The organism is Tahibacter caeni (assembly GCF_024609805.1).
GTDB lineage: Bacteria > Pseudomonadota > Gammaproteobacteria > Xanthomonadales > Rhodanobacteraceae > Tahibacter > Tahibacter caeni.
In genome coordinates, this window is sequence record NZ_JANFVR010000018.1 from 1 (window position 1) to 18,423 (window position 18,423).

At 70.6% G+C, this 18,423-nt stretch carries 16 protein-coding genes; 4 read left to right on the forward strand and 12 right to left on the reverse strand.

Annotated elements, in window-relative coordinates:
* The 4 genes from NON22_RS03080 to NON22_RS03095 form a co-directional block, all read right to left on the reverse strand.
* On the reverse strand, positions 1–1,356 hold a 1,356-nt coding region (locus tag NON22_RS03080), incomplete at its 3' end, for an HAD-IC family P-type ATPase (protein ID WP_257385439.1).
* Positions 1,357–1,361: 5 nt separating this feature from the next.
* A complete protein-coding gene (locus tag NON22_RS03085) occupies positions 1,362–1,769 on the reverse strand; it encodes a universal stress protein (RefSeq protein ID WP_257385440.1) in 408 nt (135 codons plus the stop codon).
* A 125-nt stretch (positions 1,770–1,894) separates the two neighbouring features.
* A complete protein-coding gene (locus NON22_RS03090; protein ID WP_257385441.1) occupies positions 1,895–2,608 on the reverse strand; it encodes a murein L,D-transpeptidase catalytic domain family protein in 714 nt (237 codons plus the stop codon).
* Positions 2,609–2,684: 76 nt separating this feature from the next.
* Positions 2,685–3,719: a L,D-transpeptidase gene (locus NON22_RS03095; RefSeq protein WP_257385442.1), complete on the reverse strand. Its 1,035-nt coding sequence runs from the start codon at positions 3,717–3,719 to the stop codon at positions 2,685–2,687.
* Between the two features lie 124 nt (positions 3,720–3,843).
* Between NON22_RS03095 and NON22_RS03100 the strand changes: the two genes are divergently transcribed.
* Both NON22_RS03100 and NON22_RS03105 read left to right on the forward strand, forming a co-directional pair.
* Positions 3,844–4,425 carry an Hsp20/alpha crystallin family protein gene (locus NON22_RS03100; RefSeq protein ID WP_257385443.1) on the forward strand — a complete coding sequence of 194 codons (582 nt, stop codon included), beginning with the start codon at positions 3,844–3,846 and terminating at the stop codon, positions 4,423–4,425.
* A 62-nt stretch (positions 4,426–4,487) separates the two neighbouring features.
* Complete coding sequence (locus tag NON22_RS03105) at positions 4,488–5,141, forward strand: BON domain-containing protein (protein ID WP_257385444.1); 654 nt, start codon at positions 4,488–4,490, stop codon at positions 5,139–5,141.
* Positions 5,142–5,604: 463 nt separating this feature from the next.
* Here NON22_RS03105 and NON22_RS03110 read toward each other — a convergent pair whose 3' ends face one another.
* From NON22_RS03110 to NON22_RS03140, 7 genes are all read right to left on the reverse strand, one after another.
* Complete coding sequence (locus NON22_RS03110) at positions 5,605–6,222, reverse strand: GNAT family N-acetyltransferase (RefSeq protein WP_257385445.1); 618 nt, start codon at positions 6,220–6,222, stop codon at positions 5,605–5,607.
* Positions 6,179–6,880, reverse strand: coding sequence for a DUF2238 domain-containing protein (locus NON22_RS03115; RefSeq protein ID WP_257385446.1), 702 nt, complete (start codon positions 6,878–6,880; stop codon positions 6,179–6,181). The genes NON22_RS03110 and NON22_RS03115 overlap by 44 nt, the downstream gene beginning before the upstream one ends.
* 142 nt (positions 6,881–7,022) lie before the next feature.
* Positions 7,023–7,532 (reverse strand): CDP-archaeol synthase, encoded by a 510-nt coding sequence (locus NON22_RS03120; protein WP_257385447.1) that lies wholly within the window; start codon positions 7,530–7,532, stop codon positions 7,023–7,025.
* A 5-nt stretch (positions 7,533–7,537) separates the two neighbouring features.
* Positions 7,538–8,758 (reverse strand): efflux RND transporter periplasmic adaptor subunit, encoded by a 1,221-nt coding sequence (locus NON22_RS03125; protein ID WP_257385448.1) that lies wholly within the window; start codon positions 8,756–8,758, stop codon positions 7,538–7,540.
* A 13-nt stretch (positions 8,759–8,771) separates the two neighbouring features.
* Positions 8,772–11,132 (reverse strand): ABC transporter permease, encoded by a 2,361-nt coding sequence (locus tag NON22_RS03130; protein ID WP_257385449.1) that lies wholly within the window; start codon positions 11,130–11,132, stop codon positions 8,772–8,774.
* Positions 11,129–11,854: an ABC transporter ATP-binding protein gene (locus NON22_RS03135; protein WP_257385450.1), complete on the reverse strand. Its 726-nt coding sequence runs from the start codon at positions 11,852–11,854 to the stop codon at positions 11,129–11,131. Before NON22_RS03135 ends, NON22_RS03130 begins: the two co-directional genes overlap by 4 nt.
* Before the next feature lie 167 nt (positions 11,855–12,021).
* Positions 12,022–13,359: an erythromycin esterase family protein gene (locus tag NON22_RS03140; protein ID WP_257385451.1), complete on the reverse strand. Its 1,338-nt coding sequence runs from the start codon at positions 13,357–13,359 to the stop codon at positions 12,022–12,024.
* 125 nt (positions 13,360–13,484) lie between these two features.
* Between NON22_RS03140 and NON22_RS03145 the strand changes: the two genes are divergently transcribed.
* Positions 13,485–14,810 (forward strand): alpha/beta family hydrolase, encoded by a 1,326-nt coding sequence (locus NON22_RS03145; RefSeq protein WP_257385452.1) that lies wholly within the window; start codon positions 13,485–13,487, stop codon positions 14,808–14,810.
* A gap of 141 nt (positions 14,811–14,951) precedes the next feature.
* Complete coding sequence (locus NON22_RS03150) at positions 14,952–15,215, forward strand: hypothetical protein (protein WP_257385453.1); 264 nt, start codon at positions 14,952–14,954, stop codon at positions 15,213–15,215.
* 78 nt (positions 15,216–15,293) lie between these two features.
* Here the strand turns inward: NON22_RS03150 and NON22_RS03155 are convergent, their stop codons facing one another.
* Complete coding sequence (locus NON22_RS03155) at positions 15,294–18,401, reverse strand: fascin domain-containing protein (RefSeq protein ID WP_257385454.1); 3,108 nt, start codon at positions 18,399–18,401, stop codon at positions 15,294–15,296.
* Positions 18,402–18,423 lie beyond the last annotated feature (22 nt).

Below are 18,423 nucleotides of genomic sequence, written 5' to 3' on the forward strand. Positions count from 1 at the left end.
GCCCGCGGCCATCGCGGCGGCCTGGGCGTGCAGCCGCTCGCGCGCGTCCGCGTCGAGCCGGCACAGCGCGGCGACCGTCTCCGGCGCGCCTTTGCAGGCGACCGTCAGCCGCGCTGCGCCCGGCAGACGCCAGACGTACGTCTTCGCGCGCAGCGCCGGCGTCAGCGCATAGCGCTGCACGAGGGTGTACTCGTCCAGTCCCGGGGAAATGCCGGCGGCGACGGCGACGGCTTTTTCCATCGGATCGGTCGGCACGGGCTCGCCGGCCAATGCGGCAAGGTGCAGCAGGCGGGCGAAGGCCGGCGGTGCCCGCGCGGAATCCGCCGGTGACCAGCGCTCGCCGCCGGCGACGAGCGCCTGCACCGACATGCGGTTCTCGGTCAGGGTCCCGGTCTTGTCGACGCACAGCACCGACACGGCGCCGAGCGTCTCGATGACGGGCGGCCGGCGTACGAGCACCTGCAGCCGCGTCAGGCGCCAGGCACCCAGCGCGAGAAAGATCGTCAGGACGACCGGGAACTCTTCGGGAATGTTCGCGATGGCCAGGGTGATGCCGGCCAGGACCGCATCGACGAAGCCGCCGCGCGTCGCCCAGAACAAGGCGATGACGAGCACGCAGGCGGCGAGGCCGAGCGTGGCGAACAGGCCGACCAGGCGGTCGATCTGCCGTTGCGTCGGTGTCCGCCCGACGTGTATCGCCTCCAGCGACGCGCCTATCGTGCCCATCAAGGTGCGCGCGCCGACGGCGCGGACACGGGCCGTGGCCCGGCCGGCGACGGCCAGGGTGCCGCTGTAGAGCATCCGGGCGGATACATCCGCATCCGCTTCATCCGCTCCCTTCGCGACCGGCATCGATTCGCCGGTCAGCAGCGATTCGTCGACCGACAAGGCGTGTGCCGCGACGATGCCGGCATCGGCCGGAATGCGGTCGCCTTCCTCGACGACGACGAGATCGCCGACGACGAGCTCGCGCGCATCGAGACGCACGAGCTGTCCGTCGCGCCAGACCAGCGCCGTCGGGCTCGCGAGATCCCGCAGCCGGCGCAGCGCGCGCTCGGCGCGGCCGCGCTGGAACACGGTCGTGCCGACGACGAGCGCGACGGACAGAGCCATGAGCACGGCCTCGGCGGTATCACCGAGCAGCGCGTAAAGCGTGGCCGCGCCGGCCAGCAGCAACAGCATGGGCTCGCGCAGCACGCTGGCGATCAGCGCGAGCGCGCCGACGCCGCGATCCCGAGGCAGCGCGTTCGGTCCGTCGCGCTGCAGGCGCGCGCGCGCCTGTTCCGAACTCAGCCCGGCGGGCGCACCGTCGTCGGCGGACGATGGTCCCGGCGCTGGCGACGGCCGTGCCGGCATCGGTTTCAGCTGACGACCAACACCGGCAGACCGCAGCGCGCGAGGACGTGCTGCGTCTGGCTGCCGAACAGCAGCGCTTCGAGCGTGCCGCGGCGGTGCGAGGCCATGACGATGAGGTCGCAGCCGAGCCGCTGCGCGCAGTCGACGATGACCTGGTAGGGATGGTCGCCCCGCTCGCAGACGACGTCGCACTCCACGCCCGCGGCCTGCGCGACGCGCCGTGCATAGTCGAGCATGCCGTGCGGCGCCGCGCCGGCGCGGGGGAGCGGGGCCTCGGCGCGCGGCCGGGCGGTGGCTTCGACGTGCAGCGCCGTGATCTTCGCGTTCAGCTCCCGCGCCAGGCGCGCGCCGCTGCGTGCGGCGGACTCCGACGACGGGGAGCCGTCCATCGGCAGCAACAGGTGCTTGTACATGCGCGCGCCTCCGTGGCCTTCGGGCCTCCAGTAGGACACCGGCGCCGCAGCGGCGTGTTGACTTCACTCAAGTTCGGCGCGCCCGTCCTGCGGCCGGACGGCGATCGTGCCGACGCGCGCGGCGCTTACGGCGCGGCCGCGGCTCCGGTTGCCGCACCGCCGGTCGTGCACCCGCCGACATAGGACGAGCTGCGCAGCCATTCGGCGAGCGGGAAATAGGCGAACACGAGCGAACCGTCGCGGATCGTGTCGATCAGCGGCATGGCGACTTCCCGGCGCACCGCCGGACAGCCGAGGCTGCGGCCGAGCCGGCCCTGGCCCTTGATGACGCCTTCGCTGACGTAGTCGGCGCCGTGCATGACGATCGCCCTTTCGAACGCATGGTCGTTGAAGCCCGCGTCGAGCCCGCGCAGGCGCAGCGAGTAGCCGTTGTGGCCCGTGTACGTGCCTTCGGTGACGAACACGCCGACGCTGGACATCAGGCTGCCGGCGTCGTTGGAGAACCGCTCGGCGAGGTTGCCGCCGCTGTTGCGCCCGTGCGCCACCCATTCCTCGAACAGCAGAGTCGCGGCCGACAGGTCGAAGACCCAGAGACGCCGCTGCGTGGACGGCTTCGAATAGTCGATGACGCTGAGCGTCCGCGGCGTGTTGGCCGGATCCCTGGCGCGGACGCAGGTCACGGCGTTGGCGGCCAGCTGCAGGACCTTGCGGTCGGCATTAGGCGCCGCCCGTGCGAGCTCGTCGACGAGGCCGCCGGCGGTTGCGCCGGCCGCCGGTGCCGGCGGCGACGCGAACAGCGCGAACGCCGCGAACGCGGCCATACGGACGAATGACGCCATCGGGAGGAACGATTCCGGCTGCGGGGCGGGCGGCCAGACTAGCGGATTGCAGGCGCGGGATCGACCCCGGCTACGGCTACGGCTGCGGCGGCGCGGGCGGGGCAGGGGCGCGAATTCCGGGCAGGTTCGTGACGAGCACCGTCGTTCCCGTGTCGATTTCCGCGTACAGGCGGCGCGCGAAGTCGGCGGGAACGCGCAGGTGCCCGGACAGCTCGTCCAGGGAGGCGGTCGTGCTCACGTAGTCGAACGCGTAGGCCGACCAGCGCCGGCGCGGCCACAACGGATCGAGCCGGCTCGGCACGTCGTCGAACTGCGCGCCGGCGATCAGCACGAGGGACCCGTTCGAGGAAAAGTCGCCCACGATTTCCAGCGGCGATTCGGCGATCAGCTCGCCGCCGCGCAGCACGTAGACGCGCCGGTCGCGCAGCGCCACGAGAATGCTGAGCGGGTCCCGCGCAGAGGAAGTCCCCTCGCGCCACCAGGCGTCGGCACGGACGCCGGCCGCCATCGGCGTGCCGGACGGCGCGACCGGTGCGAGGTACGCCGGTCGCGCGACCGGCGCAGCCGACGTCTTCGCGCTCGCGACGATGATGGTTTCGCCGCGGCGCGTGACGTCGAACAGCTTGCTCGCGAACGCCGCCGGCAGGCGGATGCAGCCGTGCGAGGCCGGATAGCCCGGCAGCGAACCGGCATGCATCGCGACGCCGTCCCAGGTCAGGCGCTGCATGTACGGCATCGGCGCGTCGTCGTACAAATCGGATTTGTGGAATTTTGCTTTCTGCAGGATCGTGAACGTGCCTTCCGGCGTCTCGTGGCCGCGGCGCCCGGAGCTGATCGTGCTCACGCCGATGGCCACGCCGTTGCGATAGACGTAGACGCGCTGCTCGTCGAGGCTCACGACGGCGACGACCGGGCCGTTCGGCGACGCCTCGGGAAACCAGCGGAATTGCCCGGGTTTCAGCGCAACGAGCGGCGCGGCGGGATCGGCCGCCGCCCCGCTCAGTGCGGCGAACAGGCAGGCCAGCGCCCCCAGCCACGCGATGATCCGCGGCCGTGCGCGCTGCGGAGCCGGCTCCGCGTCGCAGCAGGGCATCGGGCGCGGGCGGCTCATGGAATACACCGTGAAAGAGGCGGCAGGCATGGCGTCTACGTTGCCGGCCTGGGGCCAGCCGTTGTTGATGCCGATCAAGTTCCGCTCACGCCGGAACGCATCGGAATAGCGCCCGGCGGCGGCATTGATCCAAGTCAATGCCCGGCGCGTCGGCGCGCGTAGGCTTTTCCGTGCCGCCCTCCCGCAAGACGAGGCTGATCGGCCGGGCGGCGGGAGCCGTCGGAATCCGGCGGCGATCGAGCAACCACAGCGGAGACATTCCATGACTGCACTGACTCAGTGGAACCCCTTCAAGCGCCTGCTGCGCCTGGATCCGGCCGCCGGCATCGATGATCTGTTTCGCAGCCTGGGCGCGCACCCGATGCTGCGCGATTTCGACGCGGCCGCCGAGATGCCCCTGGATGTGACCGAGAAAGACGGCGCCTATTGCGTGAAGGCGCAGCTTCCCGGCGTCGACAAGAACGACATCGACGTGTCGGTGGAAGGCAATCGCGTGGCCATCAGCACCGAGTTCAAGCGCGAAGAGAAGAAAGACGGCGAGCGCGAGCTCTGCGTCGAGCGCTATTACGGAAAGGCGTTCCGGGCGTTCACGCTGCCCGACGACCTGGACGCGGCGAAAGCCTCGGCAGGCTACGAGAACGGCGTGCTGACGCTGACCTTGCCGAAGAAGCAGAACGGCGACGCGCGCCGGATCGCGGTGAGCTGACCGACGGCGGCCGTTTCTCCCGCAGCCGGGCGGCACGGCCACACCTCCAATCTGCCAGGAGAATGGCGATGGACGACAAGAAACTGCGCCAGGACGTCATCGACGAACTGGCGTTCGAACCCAGCCTGAATGCCGAGACCGTCGGCGTGGCCGCCGAGCGCGGAATCGTCACGCTGAGCGGCCATGTCGAATCGTATCCGCAAAAGATGGCCGCCGAACGCGCCGTCTGGCGCGTCAAGGGCGTCAAGGGCATTGCCCAGGAAATCGAGGTTCGCCTTCCCGGCCACAAGCGCCGCGCGGACGACGAGATCGCCCAGCGCGCGATCAGTATTCTGGCCTGGAATACCGAAGTTCCGGCCGATGCGGTGAAGGTCCGCGTGTCGGAGGGCTGGGTAACCCTGACGGGCGACGTGAGCTGGAACCACCAGCGCCTGGCCGCCGAACGGGCCGTGCGCGAGCTTTCCGGCGTCGTCGGCATCATCAACCGCATCGAGCTCGCGTCGCCGGTGCAGCCGTCCGACGTGAAGCAGCGCATCGCCGCGGCGCTCGCGCGGCACGCGAAAGTGGAGGCCGATCGGATCGGGATCGCCGTCGACGGCGGGACGGTGACCCTGACCGGCGATGTGGACAACTGGGACGAGCGCGTCGCCGTGGAAGGCGCCGCCTGGTCGGTCAACGGTGTCCGCAGCGTGGTCGACCGGCTCCACATCGTCTGAACGCAACCCCGTTTCTGCGGTGACCTGCGCCGACGGCGTCTGCCGGGACGGCGGATCAGGCGCGGTGACCACCCGCACCGCGTCGGCCGTCGGCGCAGGTCTCGCAGAAGGTTCGAACGTCGGCGACTGGCCGGTTCCTCCGTCGCGGGTATCGATGACCCGGCGACGGCCCCGGCGCGGGGGGGGGGGGGGGGGGGGGGGGGGGGGGGGGGGGCGGGGCCGCCCCCCCCCCCCCCCCCCCCGCCCCGCCGGCCCCCCCCCCCCCCCCCCCCCCCCCCCCCCCCCCGCGGCCTGGTGTCTTCGTCGTGCGCAGCATTGGAAGGCCATTCGAGCGCCATCGCGCAATGCGGCAGACTGCGCTTCGCGACACCGCCATAGCTGTCGGGATGATCTCGCGAGCGACACGAAACCCGGTAGGCGCCCTCACTGCCTCGCATCGGCAGGCGTCGAGGCGCTGCCGGTGTCAGGCGAGGTCGCGCTCGAAGATCGCCGCGGCCGGATCGTCCGGGTCCGCGCAGCACCGGAAGCCGTAGCGTTCGGCAAACCGATGGGCAACGGCGCCGTGCACGCCGTCGGCGGCGAACAGGCGCCGCACACCGCGTTCCTGCGCCACCTCGACGAGCCGCTGCAGCAGCCGGCCGCCGATGCCGCCCCGCCGCCAGGCAGGATCGACGGTGACGGCGCAGTCGGCGCTGTCGCCGGCGCCGTAGGCTCGGTAGCGGGCGACGCCGACTTCGGTCTCGGCGCCTTCGTCGCCGATCAGCGCGATCAGCGAAACTTCCCGCTCGGGCTCGACGGCGGTGAGTTCACGCGCGACGTTCTCGTCCGTTCCCTTGATCAGGCCAAGGAAGCGGTAGGCGCGGCCCTCGGCGTCCAGACGCGACAGGAAGGCGCGCTCCAAGGTCAGATCGTCGGCGTCGATGCGGCGCACGAGCAGTCGGCGACCATCGGGCAGCAGATAGCTGCGGGGTGGGACGGGGGCGTCGGCATACGGGTTGACCATCGTCATCGTGGCGGCCTGGCCGGGAAACCGGAAGCTACTGTGGCCCTGACGCGTCCTGCCGGCGTTGACGCAGATCAACCGCGTCGCGGATGGTGGCGCGAACGCTGAGCCATCCCTGGGCGAGCAGCGCGCCGAGCAGGGCCAGCGCCATGTCGCGCTGTGCGTCCCATTCGTCGCCTTGCGTGCCGAGATAGGCCTGGCCGAGGTCGCCGCCGAAGACCACGGCGGCGGCCCATTCGATCAGTTCGAACAGCGCCGACTGGGCCAGGATGAACAGGACCGGCAGCACGGCCGCCCACACGCCGCGCGCGGCGGCCTGCCTGCGCAGCAGCTCCCCGGCCACGGGCAGCAGCAGGGCCCCGGACAGAAAGTGGATCAGGCGGTCGTAGTGATTGCGCTGAAAGCCGAGCCACGCGTCGAGGGACTGTCCGGTCAGCGCGCGCCACGCGTCGTCATAGGGCACTTCGGCATAGGTGTAGTGCGCGCCGACCTCGTGCAGACACAGAAAGACGAACAGGAGCGTGTAGGACGCGTCCGAAAACCGGAAGCGGCGCGCCGTGGCCGCGAGCAGCGGCACCAGCGCGAACACGAGGGCGTTTTCGAGCAGCCAGTCCTGCCGAAACCACGGTTTGATGGCCAGCACGAGCCAGTACAGGCCGAACAGCACCAGGAGCACCGTGGGATAGCGCAGGCTCGGCGCAGCGGAAGCGTGCGGCGGATACTCGCATTGGGTCATGGGCGAAGCGCGGGGGCGGCGCCCGCACGCGCGAGCGATTGATGTTCGCGCATCGGCGGCGGCGGCGCGAGCGTCCCGCGCGCCGGCACGGCGCCGCCCGGCTCGACGCAGCCGGCTTCGGGAATGCTGCCGCAGGGCGATTTCACCAGGGCGTTTCCTTGATGCCCAGAGCGAAGGCCAGGCGATTCACGACGAGGTCACCGCAAAACGTGACCGCCAGCAGCGCCACGACGTCGATCGCGCCCAGATTGACCCAGGGATGCACGAGCAGCAGCGAGCCCAGGGCGAAGTCGATCTGGTCGAACGGCAGCCAGGGACGGCCGGCCGCGATGCCGAACCGGCGCTTGAAGAAGCTCTTCAGCAGGTCTCCGCCGGCGACGCCGAATCCGAAGCCGAGCCCGATCCATAGCCAGTCCGCGTCGCGGTTCCACAAGGCCGGTGCAGCGATTCCAGCCTGCGCGGCCGTCGCCAGTGCGCCGGTCGCGACGGCGAGAAAGAAGCCGATCGTGGTCTTGTGCGTGCCGAACCAGCGCGCATGGATCGGCCGGTTCCAGCGCCGGAGGTACCTTGCGAACGGCGGCGCCATGTTCGCCAGCCATGCCGGCGCCATGAAGTACAGCAGCTGCAGCGCATGAAGGAGCGGGGCGCGCACGGAGGTCAGGGACTCTGCGCCGTGACGCGCCGGCCGTCGCGCACCGTGTCGGCCGGGAATAGCACGACGCGATCGCCCTCGCGCAATCCCCCGCGCACTTCGGCGCGTCCGTCGCCGATCCGGCCGAGCTCGATCCGGCGCAGGCGCGCGCGTCCGTTTTCGATCACGTAGGCAGCCCAGGCCGCATCGTCGCGGAACAGTGCCGCGGACGGCACCTGCAGCACCGACGGGCTCTGCCATACGAGAAAGTCGACCTGCACGCGGAAGCCGTCGCCGAGCCGCGCACGCAGCGCCGGCGTCTCCGCGGCCTCGTCGAACTCGACCACGACCACGGTCCTCTGCTCGTCGACGCCCAGTGCCGAGACCTTGGTGAAGCCGCCCGGCTCGACCCGGCGCACGCGGCCGTGCAGGGGCGTCTCGCCGCCCCAGTCGCGCAGCCTGGCCGGCGTGCCCGTTTGCAGGCGCACCGCGTCGGCTGTCAGGACGTCGGCCACTACCTCCAGCGCACCGATGTCGCCGAGATCCAGCAGCGCCTGGCCGGCCCGCACGGCGACTTCGCTCTCCACGAAACGACGGATGATCCGGCCCGCGACCGGGGCCCGCAGCGGCAGGCGCGTCGGCGTCGCGGCGTCGCCTTGCAGCTCCAGCACCGCGCGGTAGCCGTCGCGCACGCTCACGGCGGCGTCGACGCGGGCCTGCGCCGAGCGCAGCGCCGCTGCCGCCGCGGCGTCCTGTGCGCGCAACGAGTCGAGGTTCTCGCCCGAGAGCAGCCCTTTGGCCCCCAGCGCGATGCCGCGCTGCAGCGCCGCCGCACTGCGCGACTGTTCGGCCCGTGCCGAGGCGACCGTCGCCCGCGCCGCGGCCAGATCGCTCTCGGCGGCGCGTACGCGCGCCTCGCTCTGTGCGCGACCGGCGGGATCCAGCATTGCCGAGGGAGAAGGACGCAGCACGGCGACGACGTCGCCCGCGGCGACCGCGTCGCCCGGTTCGGCCACGATGCGCTCGACCGTGCCGTCCAGCGGCGCGCCGAGCTGGTAGCGCGAACGCAGGCGTGTGCGCCCCTCTTCGGAGAAGCTCTCGGTCAGCGGCGCCGCGGCGACCGCGGCGGATTCCACGGGCAGTGCGCGCGGCCAGAAGCTCCACAGCGCGACGGCGAACAGCGTCGCCGCGAGCAGCAGATACAGCGGCTTGCCGCGCAGGCGTAACCAGATCGAGCCTTCGTTCATGCGCACGGCCTCCTCAATCGCGCGCCTTCAGCACGCCGATCAGGTCCAGGCGCTGCACGCGCCGCCAGACCAGCCCGCCGGTCAGCACCGCCGTCGTGAGCGCCGTTAGCCCGGCGATGCCGTAGGTCGACGCGCTGACATAGTGCGGGATCCGCATGAGTTCGGAGTCGTATCCGAGGACCAGCAGAGCGACCAGGCCGTGGCCGAGGGCGAATCCGAGCGGCAGCGCGAGCACGGTCAGCAAGGCGAGTTCTCCCAGCAGCAGATAGCCCACTTCGGCGGATGTGAAGCCGAGCACGCGCAGGCTGGCCAGATCGCGCGCGCGCTCCGACAATGCGGCGCGCGCGCTGCTGTAGACGACGCCCGCGGTGATGACGGCGCCGAAGGCCGTCGCGATCAGGGTGAAAGTCAGAATGGTACGCGCCATGCTGTCGTAGAAGTTGCGGACGCTTTCGCGACGGCGGCCGGTCGCCGCCACGCCGGGACGCCGGTCGAGCTCGGCGATCAGGCGCGGCATCGCCGCGGCGTCCGCCGACAACAGCGCGGCATCACGGCGCGGGCCTTCGCCGAGCGCGCGGTCGAGCGTCGCGAGCGGCAGATAGGCCTGCACGCCGAACGGCTCGTCGACGAGGCCCGCCAGCGGCAAGTACAGCACGCGTCGGCGTCCTTCCAAGGTTTCGAGTTCGATCGTGTCGCCGGGACGCGCACCGAGCAGGCGCGCCAGGAAGCCCGTCAGCAGCACGCCGTGCAGCGCCGGCGGCACCGGTTTTCCGGCGGCATCGAGGGTGCGGCGCAACTGCGCGTCCGGCGCAAGGCCGATCAGTACGGTGCGCTTGTCCGCCGCGCGATAGCGCACACGCACCGGCACCGCGCGCTGCGGCTCGACCGCTCGCACGCCGGGCAGCGCGGCAAGCTCGTCCAATGCCCGCGGAGCCGCCGGTTCGACGAAGGCGACGGAGAGGTCATAGCGCTCGGCGCGTTCGTATTGTCGTTCGATCAGGTAGTCGATCGCGTCGTCCTGGAAGCGCCCCATCATCATCACCGACACGCCCAGCGCGAGCCCGGCCCAGGTCATCGTCGCGCGCAGCGGATGCCGCAGCAGGTTGCGCAGGATCAGGCGATGCGCCTGGCTGACCCGGACGAGTGATCGCGCGCCGGTTGTGCGCCGTCGCCACGATGTCGGCGCTTCCGGGCGCATGGCCTCGGCCGGCGGGAGTCGCGCGGCACGCAGCACCGGCACGGCGGCGCCGAGCAGGGCGCTGCCGACGCTGGCCAGCACCGCCAGCCAGACCACGCCCGGCGACAGCACGAAGTCCAGGTAGGGCAGCCGGTAGAACTCGCGATACAGGCCGGCCAGGAGGCTGCCCAGCTGCATGCCGAGCGCCAGCCCCAGGACGGCGCCGGCGCTGCCGATGGCCAGCGCGAGTCCGGCATAGTGCCGCCAGATCTCGCCGTCGCCGTAGCCGAACGCCTTCAGTGTGCCGATCTGTTCGCGCTGTCCGCCGACGAGGCGGCCGAGCACGATGTAGAGCACGAACGCCGACACGCCGAGGAACACCGCCGGAAACAGCCGTGCCATCGTGCGCAGCTGGCGGAACTCCTCGTCGAGGTAGCGGTGCGAGCGCTGGTCCTCGCGGCCGATCGCACCGACGCCGCCGTAGCCGGCCAGCGCAAGGTCGACTGCAGCGAGCACGGTTTCGCGGCGCGCGCCGGGTTGCAGCGCGATGGCCACGCTGTTGAACGCGCCGTCCATGTCCGTCGCCGCTTCGAGCGCCCGACGCGGCAGCCAGACGACGGCGAAGCGGCGAGGGTCCGGAAACACGGCCTGCGGGGAAAGTTGCGCGACGAACTCCGGCGTCGCGCCGATGCCGACGATGCGGAACGACTGGCTGCGCCCGTGCAGCACGACCGTCATGGCGTCGCCGGCGCGCAGTCCGTGAGCGTCGGCGAAGGCGTCGCTGACGACCAGCGCATCGCGTTCGCCAGGTTCCGCAGCCCGGCCGCTGCGCAGGTGCAGGCGGTTCAGATGCAGCCCGCCGGGCTCCGGAGCGCTCAGGGCCTGGATCCGGATCGGATCGTCGAAACCGGCAATCCGCGCGCGTCCCGGCGCGACGATGCGCGTGTCGGCGACCGCAACGCCGGCTATCCGGCGCAGTTCCTGCGCGACCTGTTCGGGCGCGCGCTTGAGATCCGCGAACACGTCGGCGAAGGCGTATTCGCGGTAGTAGCGCGAGCGGCTGGCCTCCAGCGACTCCAGGGTCGCGCGCGACATGACCAGATTGGCCACGCCGACGGCGGCCACCAGCGCGACGGCCGCCGCCTGGCTGCGCAGACGCCACAGATCGCGCAGGCCCTTGCGCGTCAGCGCCCTCACCAGCGGAGCTCCAGCGCGCGGGCGCGGGTCGGATTGCGGGTCTCGCTGACGATCCGTCCGTCGCCCAGCTGAAGCACGCGATGGGCCATGCGGGCGATGTCGGCGTTGTGGGTGATGATCAGCGTGGTGGTACCGAGCCGGCGGTTCACGCTATCCAACGCATCGAGCACGCGGACGCCGGTGGCTGCGTCCAGCGCGCCGGTCGGTTCGTCGCAGAGCAGCACGTCGGGACGTTTGGCGATCGCCCGGGCGATGGCGACGCGCTGCTGCTCGCCGCCGGAAAGCTGCGACGGAAAGTGGTCGCAGCGCTGCTCGAGCCCGACCAGCGCCAGCGCATCCCTCGGCGCCATGGGATCGCGGGCGATCTCCGTCACCAGCGCGACGTTCTCCAGCGCGGTGAGACTGGGCAGCAGGTTGTAGAACTGGAACACGAAGCCGACGTGTTCGCGGCGGAACTGTGTGAGCTCGCGCTCGTCGGCGCCGTGCAGGCGATGGTCGCAGTACCAGACCTCGCCGTCCGTCGGGACGTCCAGCCCGCCGAGAATGTTGAGCAGCGTGGACTTGCCGCTGCCCGAAGGTCCCAGCAGCACGATGAGCTCGCCGCGCCGCAACGACAGGTCGACGCCGCGCAGCGCCGGCACGATCACTTCTCCCATCCGGTACGACTTGCTCAATCCCGTTGCGCGGAACACCTCCGCGGACGTCGTTGATTCGAGCGGCATGAGCACCTCCGCGAGGCCTGCGGCAGGTCCGGTTGCGGCAGGCGCGTCGGCGACAAAACCGCTCGCCGTCGCCTGCCCCGGCCTTTCCGGTCCCGGACCAGTAGAAATTGCCGCCGCTGGGGCAGTGTTGATGCAGATCAACCCGGCGCGCGCCGTACCCGCACGCCTCACAGACCGAACGGATACGTCTCCGGCAGCTCGTGCCGCTTCCAGCGTTCGGTCACGTCCAGGGGTTCGACGGCCGAAGTCTCGTCGACATGGAAGATCGCGTCGAACTGCGCGGCGAGCGAAGCGGTGAAATAGTGGCTCCCGAGTTCGGTCTCGGGCCGGTACACCACACCGATGGCGCGCTCCAGCCGGGGCTCGCTCAGAACCTGTGCGGCAGCGCCCTGCAAGGGCAGGAAGAAGCGGTCCTTGCCGGTCCGGTACAGCACGTGCTCGTGGCTGTCCGGATGCGCAGGACGCACCCAGCGGCGCTCGGCGGGCGCGTCCCAGTCCCGGGCGGCCGTCACGTGACCGGTGTAAGTAGTGAAACCGATGCACAGGGTTCGGGATCTTCCTGCCTGTTCGCGCAGCAGCTGGCCGACGTTCCATTCGCCGCGCTGCGCCATCTGCGTGGCGCGCGCGTCGCCCAGATGCGAATTGTGCGCCCACACCACGATGCGACCGGCGCGGCCGCCGGCACGCAGGTGCCGGCGCAGCGCCAACACCGTGTTCGCCATATGGCTGTCGCGCAGATTCCAGGTCAGCACGCGACCGCCGAACAGCGAGCGGTAGTAGTGCTCGGCATCGAGGACGACGCGCGCGTTGCATTCGGCGTGGAAACGCTCGTCCGCCGCTTCCGGGTCGCCGGCGGCGTCGGGGCGGAGCGGCTGGCGGGCGAGCTCCACCAGCAACGTCGCGGCAGCCTCGCGACACGAGGGGCGCAGCCCCGCGGCGGCTTCCGCGCCGTATTCCTGCGGGTCGCGCACGTGGTCCATGCACGCGTACAGGCGCCGCGCGCGCGCAGCCTGATCGGGATCGACGGTCTCCAGGTAGGCCACGACCGCATCGGCCGAGCGGTAGAGGCTGTACAGATCCATGCCGTAGATGGCCACGCGCGCTGCATCGGGCAGCGCCGCATTGCGGTCGCGCAGCCAGCGGACGAACTCGCGGACGTCCTGGTTGCGCCACATCCAGGCCGGGAAACGCCGGAAATCGCCGAAAGCCGAATCCAGCGTGTCCCCGCCGCGGCCGCCGGCGTAGCGGTGCAGCCGCAGCACGTCGGGCCAGTCGCCTTCCACGACCACCGCGTCGAAGCCGGCATCTTCCACGAGACGCCGGGTAATGGCCGCGCGCATGGAGTAGAACTCATGGGTGCCGTGCGTGGCCTCGCCGAGCAGCACGTAGTCGCGGCCGACGGCCATTTGCAGCAGCGCGTCGTAGTCGCCGGGGTCCTCGGCGAGTTGCTGCGCCCCGGCGCGAAGCACCTCCAGCGGAGCGGATGCGGCGGCGCGGACGATCATGCGGCGGCTCCCGGTCGGACCCGCCGCAAGGATCGCGCCCTGCACGGCATCGATAATTGACGCAGGTCAATACAGGCGTCGGCCGGCACGGCAGGGTGGAGGCATCGGAACGGGAGTCGAGCGCCATGACCCAGCTGCCTTTCCAGGATCGCGCCCAGGCCGCGCGCGCGTTGGCCGATGCGCTCGCGTCTTATCGCGGATCGCGGCCGGTCGTGCTCGGCATCCCGCGCGGCGGCATGCCGATGGCACGGATCGTCGCCGACGCGCTCGGGGGCGAGCTCGACATGATCCTCGTGCGCAAGCTCGGCGCGCCGGGAAACCCCGAGTACGCGATCGGCTCCGTGGACGAGCGCGGCTCCATCCTGCTCAATGACGACGCCGAGTGGACCGGCGCCGACGAAGCCTACGTCCGTGACGAAGCGCGCGTGCAGATGGCGTTGATGCGCGAGCGCCGGGCGCGGTATGGCGGCGGCACCGTGCGCAGCCTTTCGGGTCGCACGGTCATCGTCCTCGACGACGGGCTGGCGACGGGCTCGACGATGGAAGCGGCGCTGCGGGCCGTGCGCGCCCAGCATCCCGCCAGTCTCGTCTGTGCGGTGCCGGTCGCCGCTCCGGACAGCCTGGCGCACGTACGGCGCTTCGCGGACGAAATCGTCTGCCTCGCCACGCCGCATCCGTTCCGCGCGGTGAGTCTCTACTATCGTCGTTTTCCCGAAGTGACCGACGAAGAGGTCACGGCGGCGCTGCGGGAATCGGCGGCGCCGAAGCGGGAGCAGGCAGTGAGCGAGCTCGTGCACATTCCCGCCGGGCAGCGGCTGCTCGAAGGGGCGTTGACGGTGCCGGACGCGGCTGTCGGCCTGGTGGTGTTCGCGCACGGCAGCGGCAGCAGTCGGCACAGTTCGCGCAACCGCTTCGTCGCCGACGCCCTCGCGCATCGGACTATCGCGACCTTGCTGTTCGACCTGCTGACGCCGCAGGAAGATGCCCTGCGCGCAAACCGGTTCGATATCGACATTCTCGCCGAGCGGCTGGAAACGGCGGTGGCCTGGGTAAGCCGCCATCCACGCTGCCGCGGCCTTCCGCTGGGCCTGTTCGGCGCGAGCACCGGTGCGGCTGCGGCGCTGCGCGTGGCGGCCGAGCACCCCGACGCGATAGCCGCGGTCGTGTCGCGCGGCGGACGCGCGGATCTGGCTGGCCGCGAAACGCTGCAGCAGGTCCGTTGTCCCGTACTGCTGATCATCGGCAGTGCGGACCGCGAGGTGCTGGCGCTCAACCAGGCGGCGCGCCGCAGTATCGGTGCCTGCGCCGAGCTCCGGATCGTACCGGGCGCCGGCCATCTGTTCGAGGAGCCCGGCACGCTCGAAGCGATGGCAGCGCTCGCCGCGGACTGGTTCCAGCGCCGGCTGAGCCTCGCCGGCGCCGGGCACGCCGTTCCGCACACGACGCATTGAACACGCCGCGGCAGGGGTGTTGCAGGCGCGACGCCGTATCCGGCGAAGCGGCCGGCCGCCCCATTGATCGCCTGGCGGCGAAGATCGAGACTTGCGGCGGTCTCGATCGATGACGATGAGAGCGACGGAGCCGCGGCACCGATGTGGGACACCCTGATCGCCAGTTTCGACACCGCGCGCGTACAGACGCTCGCGGGCATCCTCGTGCGGCATGGCTTCGGCGACCTGCTGCGCCGGCTCGGCATCCGTGTGTTGACTTCACTCAAGTTCCGGCGCGCTCGCGTTCGGCCGGACTGCCGCTGCGCCCGAACGTTCAGCGCGACAGCAGCCCGGTTCGACGACGCTGATGCTGCTCCGGGGACATTTCGGCTCTCGCGCAGTTGGCGAGCGCGACTCCGGATGTGATGCTGCCAACATGACCAGCAGCCTGCATCGGCCGCGCCTGGCCCTGTTGTTGCGTCGCTACGCCGATTCGGCGCCGCCCTACAGCTGATACCTCGGCGTCGTGCGTGCCGCGTACGAAAATGCCGTCGCACGCAGCGGGTCGCTGGCCATCTGGCGGCAGAGTTCGAGAGTTTCGTCGGCGATGGTTTCGAGGCGCTGGGCGGCGTCGAAGTAGCGGTACTTGAAGTTGTAGTAGACGTGGGCGAGGTTCTGGCGGTACTGATCCATTGCCTGGTTCAGCGGGCCGTAGCTGGCGTAATTGTCCCAGCCGGGCGGCTTGTCGCCCCACTCGCGGTGGTCTCTGTCGATGTTCCAGTTGTACATCTTGTCGCGGAACGACAGGGTGTACTTGTCGTTCTTGCCGGGGAGAAGCACGTTGGGAAGGGGGTCCCACGAGGACTCGTGGTGCTGGTCGACGTAGATGTACTTCGCCGCACTCTGCCGGTCGGCCACGAGGTAGGCGAACATGCGCTGGATCTCCTTGAAGGCATCGCGCGCCAGCTGGCGCAAGTTGTCGATGTGTTCCTCGTACGGCGGCAAGGCGCCTGCTTCGAGCTGCATGCCTTCGGTGACGTATTTGTCGCGCTGGGTTTCGACGGTGAACGTCTCCCAGATTTCCGGATGCGGCCCGCGTGCGGTGACCGGCTTGCCGTCGCCGCCTTCGGCCTGCAGGTAAAAAATCTTCTTCTCCGGCTGCAGCGCGATCCTGTCGCCGTCGGCGATCGGCGTGCCCGCGACGGTGGCCCCGATCTTCACCACGGTGAAGATCTCCCAGCCGCCGACGTGCTGCGGCGGTGCGGTCGCCACGAGGTCGCCCCCGCCGCCTTCGAGTGCGCCGACATTGTGACCCGAGGGTGTGCGCAGCAGCACCGTGTCGCCGTGGTGCAGGGTGGCGCTTCCGCTGCGGTTGAGCACGCGCACGGCCTGGGTCAGAGGCGTCTGGGTCGGGCCGCTGATCAGGCCTTTCTGCGCGTCCTGCAGTACGTATTGACCGTTGCGCAGCTTCAGGTACACGTCGGGCAGGGCCTTGGCCGGGTCATAGGCGTGCATCAGCGCAGCCTCCTGCAGCGCGTTGACATACTCCATCGCGATGAGCACGTACACCGGCAGGCCGGCGGCGACCATTTCGGCGTTCTGCGGCGTGTCCTTGATCGCGTTGTTCTCGCCGCGCTCGAGCGAAAGGAAAGCCAGTGCGAGCTGGAACTGCGCTGCCAGCGTGGTGATGTAGGCGCGCGGCAGCGCCACATCCGTATTGATGTGGGCGCGGCGCGAGTTGAGGTAGTTCACCAGGTACAGCTTGTGCACGTTGCGCAGCGCCCCCTCGGCCTGGAACACCGCGTTGGTGGCGATCAGGCGGCGCATGTCCCTCTGCAGGTCGGCACGGAAGCGGCTGAAGAGGTCGTAGGTGCTGGTCTCCTTCTGCGGCCAGATTAGGTTGAAGGCGAAGGAGAACACCGAGGCGCCGCCGGGCACTTCGAGCAAGGTCGAGGCAAGTGCGCCCGCGCCCTGGGCGATGCCGCCGGCGATCATGCGCGTGTAGTTCTCGGCGGGGTCGCGGTAGGCCTCCATGGTGAGGTCGGGCGTGTCGGGCCAGGCCTGGGTCGGCGCTTTCTGCAGAACGAAGGTCACGCCCGTCATGCCCAGGCCGAACTCGATCAGGCCGACGCCGGGATTGCGTTCCAGGCGTGCCGGATCGACCACCGCCACGCCTTCGGGCGAGGTCGCTGCGATGGGGCCGCGGCCAGCCGCCTCGCAGCGGAGCATGAAGTTGTCAGGATGGTTGTCGTCGGCACGCTCGAACTGAAAGGAATAAGGCGCGCGGTCGCCGCTGGCGAAGCGCTGGCTCAGGCGTCGCACGCCGCGGTCGGGCGCCTCCAGGTGCAGCGGATGGCCGCTGTTGCGGCCAACGAGGACGAAGCTGTTGCCGCTGGGCGGATCGAGGGTGAAGCCGGTCGCGGCCGCCGCCGTGGCGGCGTTGGCGCGCACTTTCTTGTCGGCGTCGGCGTGCAGGTATCTGCCGTTGCTCGCCTGCAGCACGAAGCGGTCGTCCGGGCCGATCTCACCGGCGCCGCTCACGCGGCGCAGGATGAACACGTCCTCGGGACGCGCGCTCCAGCCTTGCGCCACGATGTCGTCGCCCGATTTGCCCAGGCCGAGGTAGCGCTGGTGTTGACTGCGCAGTGCCACGCGGTCGCCGGTGCGGAAGTAGCGCGAGCCGTTGAGGTTGATCATCGGCATGGGCGGGTAGAACGACGTGGCAGACTGGTCGACGATGGCGAGCCGCGCATTCGCGTCGTCGCCCTGCGTGCCCAGCGTCTGCTTCGGCGCGATGCGCGCCCCGCCCGGCAGCGGCATCACGCGAAACTGCGCGCGGCCGCTGCGCGGGTCGCTGCCGAACAGCAGCCGTGCCCCTGCGGCCTGCTCATCCTCGATGGTGAGAAAGCAGTCGTCGGCATAGGCGGCGCGCAGGTTGTAGTAGGTGTCGTCGAGCGCGCGGCTGGCGAGGCTGGGCAGCGGCTCGGCAGGCGCCGCCGGGGCGAAGTCGATCTTCCAGCGGCAGGCAGCGCTCTTCTTGCTGCGCTCCTCCAGCCCGAGACCCTGGCCGGCGCCGTTGTGCTTTAGCGCAAGCGTGGGATGCAGGGCCGGCACGACATAGGCCAGGTCGCCGGTTTCCCTGTCCCAGCCGATGCTGACGCGCGCGCGGCTCAGCACGTCCTCGTTGAGGACCGATTCGTAGGTGACGCGGCGGTCGGGAGTGAAACACAGGACCTTGCCGCGACGCTGATCGAAAAAGATGTCGTAGCCGGGCACGGCGAGCAGGCGCCAGCAGGCGCCGATTTCGAGCTTGCCGTTGGGGCGCAGGGTGCCCGTGGTCAACGATCCGTCCGCGTGAGCCGGCGCGAGCAGGCCGAGCTGGGGTTGGTCGGGCAGACTGAAAATCTGGGTCTTGGCCATGATGACATCCTTTCGACGGGCGGCGCTGGCGCGGACTGGGGCCGAACGCGTCCGAAGGCGGGACGACGACGCGCGGCACCGGGCAGTGGGCATTCCGAAAGCCGGGGCGCTCGCGGGCGCGCGCAGCGTCCTGCGCACATACCCGTCGCGCGCGACGTCCTGACGGGCGCCGCAGTCTTTCCCCTTGTGCATACCTAGCGTGCTCGGGAAAACG